This is a genomic window from Amycolatopsis kentuckyensis, assembly GCF_002155975.1.
Lineage (GTDB): Bacteria > Actinomycetota > Actinomycetes > Mycobacteriales > Pseudonocardiaceae > Amycolatopsis > Amycolatopsis kentuckyensis.
In genome coordinates, this window is sequence record NZ_MUMI01000738.1 from 1 (window position 1) to 4,052 (window position 4,052).

4 protein-coding genes are annotated in these 4,052 nt (G+C 71.2%); 3 read left to right on the forward strand and 1 reads right to left on the reverse strand.

All coding sequences use genetic code 11. The features are described from left to right. Positions 1–386: 386 nt before the first annotated feature. Positions 387–680, forward strand: coding sequence for a co-chaperone GroES (gene groES, locus CCN39_RS46935; RefSeq protein WP_004559922.1), 294 nt, complete (start codon positions 387–389; stop codon positions 678–680). Positions 681–771: 91 nt separating this feature from the next. Continuing rightward, positions 772–2,385, forward strand: a complete 1,614-nt coding sequence (gene groL, locus CCN39_RS46940) for a chaperonin GroEL (protein ID WP_086853578.1) — start codon at positions 772–774, stop codon at positions 2,383–2,385. A 117-nt stretch (positions 2,386–2,502) separates the two neighbouring features. Here the strand turns inward: groL and CCN39_RS46945 are convergent, their stop codons facing one another. Beyond that, positions 2,503–2,805, reverse strand: a complete 303-nt coding sequence (locus CCN39_RS46945; RefSeq protein ID WP_033261506.1) for a WhiB family transcriptional regulator — start codon at positions 2,803–2,805, stop codon at positions 2,503–2,505. Between the two features lie 248 nt (positions 2,806–3,053). Here CCN39_RS46945 and CCN39_RS46950 point away from each other — a divergent pair, with 248 nt between their 5' ends. Beyond that, entirely contained in the window at positions 3,054–3,959 is a 906-nt protein-coding gene (locus CCN39_RS46950; protein ID WP_208630682.1) for a MerR family transcriptional regulator, read from the forward strand. Positions 3,960–4,052: the final 93 nt, after the last annotated feature.

Genomic DNA, 4,052 nt, shown 5'->3' on the forward strand with positions numbered 1-4,052 from the left:
GCCAGCCTGCAGCCCCCGGCTAGTGCACGTCGCCGGGGGCTGCAGGCTGGCCAGCGTTGCCACAGATCGTCACGTCAAGTGCCTCCCCCGGCCCCTGTGCGGCCACCAAGCCGACGGGCCTATCGGTTCCGGGGAACCGCACCAGACCTGACCACCTGTTGCTTCGCCAGTGTGGCGGAACCCGGCGCCGCCATCAAGGCGCGGACCCAAAGGGGCCGGTCAGGGCCGCTGTCGCACGTCGGGTGGACCCTCCTTGCACGACTGGCACTCACCTGGCTAGAGTGCTAATCGCACGGCCCGAACAGCCCCGGCACCCGCGACGGCGGGGGTGGTAGAGCCGTAACCACATCCTGCCAACGCTTTCGACGACCGTGGAGGTCAACCCGGTGAGCGTGAACATCAAGCCGCTCGAGGACAAGATCGTCGTCCAGACGAGCGAGGCCGAGGAGACGACCGCTTCCGGCCTCGTCATCCCCGACACCGCCAAGGAGAAGCCCCAGGAGGGCAAGGTTCTGGCCGTGGGCCCGGGCCGGATCGACGACAAGGGCAACCGTGTCCCGCTCGACGTGAACGTCGGCGACGTCGTCATCTACTCGAAGTACGGCGGCACCGAAGTCAAGTACAACGGCGAGGACTACCTCATCCTGTCCGCCCGCGACGTGCTGGCCGTCATCAACTGACGACCGCTCGCAGCGCATGACGCCCCGGGCCCCGCAGAACGCCGGGGAGCGGGGCGTTCTTGCGTCCAGAGAAAGGTAAGCGGAACACGCTATGCCCAAGCAGATCAACTTCGACGAGGACGCTCGTCGCGCGCTGGAGCGCGGGGTGAACAAGCTCGCCGACGCGGTCAAGGTCACCCTCGGCCCGCGCGGTCGCCACGTCGTGCTCGACAAGAAGTTCGGCGGCCCGACCATCACCCTCGACGGCGTGACCGTCGCCCGTGAGATCGAGCTCGCCGACCCGTTCGAGAACCTCGGCGCGCAGCTCGCCAAGAGCGTCGCCACCAAGACCAACGACGTCGCCGGCGACGGGACCACCACCGCGACCGTGCTCGCGCAGTCGCTGGTGAAGGTCGGCCTGCGCAACGTCGCGGCCGGCGCCAACCCGACCTCGATCGGCCGCGGCATCGAGGCCGCCGCGGAGAAGGTCATCGAGGTCCTCAAGGCCAAGGCCACCCCGGTCAAGGGCCGCGAGAACATCGCCCAGGTCGGCACCGTGACCTCCCGGGACGCCAACATCGGCGCCCTGCTCGGCGAAGCCGTCGAGAAGGTCGGCGAGGACGGCGTCATCACCATCGAGGAGTCGTCGACCCTGGCGACCGAGCTGGTGATCACCGAGGGCGTCCAGTTCGACAAGGGCTTCCTCTCGGCGCACTTCGCGACCAACCCGGAGGAGCAGAAGGCGATCCTCGAGGACGCCTACATCCTGCTCGTCCGCGAGAAGGTCTCGTCGCTGGCCGAGCTGCTGCCGGTGCTCGAGAAGGTCGTCGAGGCCAAGAAGCCGCTGCTCATCATCGCCGAGGACGTCGACGGCGAAGCGCTGTCCACCCTCGTGGTGAACTCGCTGCGCAAGACGATCACCGCCGTCGCGGTCAAGGCGCCGTTCTTCGGCGACCGCCGCAAGGCGTTCCTGGACGACCTCGCGGTCGTCACCGGCGGCGAGGTCATCTCCGCGGAGATCGGCCGCAAGCTGTCCGACGTCGACCTCGGCGCGCTGGGCAAGGCCCGCCGGATCGTCGTCACCAAGGACGACACGACGATCGTCGACGGTGACGGTACCAAGGACGCCATCGCCGGGCGGGTCGCGCAGATCCGCAAGGAGATCGAGACGACCGACTCCGACTGGGACCGCGAGAAGCTGCAGGAGCGGCTCGCGAAGCTCGGCGGCGGCGTGGCCGTCATCAAGGTCGGCGCGGCCACCGAGACCGAGCTGAACGAGCGCAAGCACCGCATCGAGGACGCCGTGGCTTCCACCAAGGCGGCCGTCGAGGAGGGCATCCTGCCCGGCGGTGGTTCGGCGCTGGTCCACGCGGTCAAGGAGCTCGAGGGCGGCCTCGGCCTGACCGGCGACGAGGCCACCGGCGTCCGCATCGTCAAGGACGCGCTGACGGCGCCGCTGTTCTGGATCGCGACCAACGCGGGCCACGAGGGCGCGGTCATCGTCAACAAGGTGCAGGAGCTCGGCTGGGGGCACGGCTTCAACGCCGCCACCGGCGAGCTCACCGACCTGCTGGCCGCCGGCATCGTCGACCCGGTCAAGGTGACCCGGTCCGCGGTGGCGAACGCCGCTTCGATCGCGCGTCTCGTGCTGACGACGGAGTCGTCGATCGTCGAGAAGCCGGTCGAGGAGGAGCCCGCCGCGGCGGGCCACGGCCACTCGCACTGACGCGGTACGCGAAGCGGGGCGGCATCCCATCAGGGGTGCCGCCCCGCTCTTTTCGCCCCGGAACGGCACGGAGGGCGGCACCCCACCCGGTGCCGCCCTCCGATGTCTGTGGCGCGCTCAGCCGCCGGACATGCTGAGCGCGCGTTTGTCCGATTTGATGATGTGCTCCCGCTCGGACTCCGAGAGCCCGCCCCAGATGCCGTACGGCTCGTGCACCGCCAGCGCGTGGCTGCGGCACATCTCCAAGACCGGGCAGCTCAGGCAGACGGCCTTCGCCCTGGCCTCCCGCCGTGCCCGCGCCGGGCCGCGCTCGCCGTCCGGGTGAAAGAAGGACGCGCTGTCCATCCCCCGGCACGACCCTTCGAGCTGCCAGTCCCACATGTCGGCGTTGGGTCCTGGGAGCCTGCGCGTGTCTGCCATCCTGACCGCCTCCGTCATTCGGTCGATGCCGCTAGCTGCTCTGCTGTGGTGCCGATACTCCATTCGGTGCAACGGCGGTAACGTTAGAAGCGCGCCAATAGTTGTTCAAGCGATCCGGCCCGATTCAGCCGTTAGGCATCCCCCGGATGTGTGAGCAGGGGTTTCGCCTCCGGTTGCCGACTGCGCTGGGTGCCTGGATATTGAGGCTCGTGGGAGCTGGGTCGGGCACCGAAGAACCCACCCTGCCGGTGGCCTCGGTCGCCCGCCGGCTCGGGGTCGCGCCGTCCACCCTCCGAACCTGGGACCGCCGCTACGGACTGGGCCCCAGCAGGCACACCGACGGCCGCCACCGCCGCTACGGCACCTCCGACATCGGCCGCCTCGAACTGATGCAGCGAGCGCTCCTGAGCGGCGCGTCGACGGCCGAGGCGGCGCGCTACGCCCTCGAGCAGATGCCCCGCTCCGGGCCGCCCCAGCCGGAGGAGCCTTCCGAACCCGCCGGCGCCCCGGAGCCCGACGACGGGCTGGAGGTCCGGTCCCGCCTGGCCCGCCGGCTGAGCACGGCGGCGCTGGCGATGGACGTCGGCGCGGTCCAGCGGATGCTCGCGGACACCATCGCCGAGCTCGGCGTGCTGCCGGCGTGGACGGGCGTGATCGAGCCGGTGCTGTCGGCGCTCGGGGCCCGGTGGCGCGGCGCGAGCGCGGGGGCGGAGGTCGAGTACCTGCTCGCGGAGTGCGTGTTCGCGGCGCTGGTCCGCGCGACCCCGGTGCTCGACGAGCCCCGCAACACGCGGCCCGTCCTCCTCGGCTGCGTCCCGGACGAGCGCGACTCGATGCCGATGTACGCGCTCGCCGCGTCCCTGGCCGGGCGCCGGATCGGCGCGCAGCTGTTCGGGGTGCCGCTGCCGGCGGAGGTGCTGGCGGTGGCGGTCCGCCGCAGCGCGCCCGCGGCGGTGGTGCTGTGGGCCCACGGCCGCGGCGTGGCGGACGCGCGGCTGTTCGCCAGGGTGTCCCGGGGACGCCAGCGCAGCAGGCTGTTCGCGTGCGGCCCGGGCTGGGACCCGGCCGGGCTGCCGGACAAGGTGGAGTTCCTGACGGACCTCCCGAGCGCGGCCGACCGCATCGAGCACGTCCTGGTCGGCGGGCGGCCGTGATTTTTGTCGGACCCACCCACTAGAAAGGACGGGTGCACGAACCCGCCCTGAGGGCCGCCGCATTCGGGAGCGACCCGCTGCCCGATCCCGCCG

What these genes read in the sequence shown, in the direction of transcription:
- CCN39_RS46945 (WP_033261506.1), bottom strand. Translation starts at nt 2,805, where the DNA reads ATGGCAGACACGCGCAGGCTCCCAGGACCCAACGCCGACATGTGGGAC.
- groL (WP_086853578.1), top strand. Translation starts at nt 772, where the DNA reads ATGCCCAAGCAGATCAACTTCGACGAGGACGCTCGTCGCGCGCTGGAG.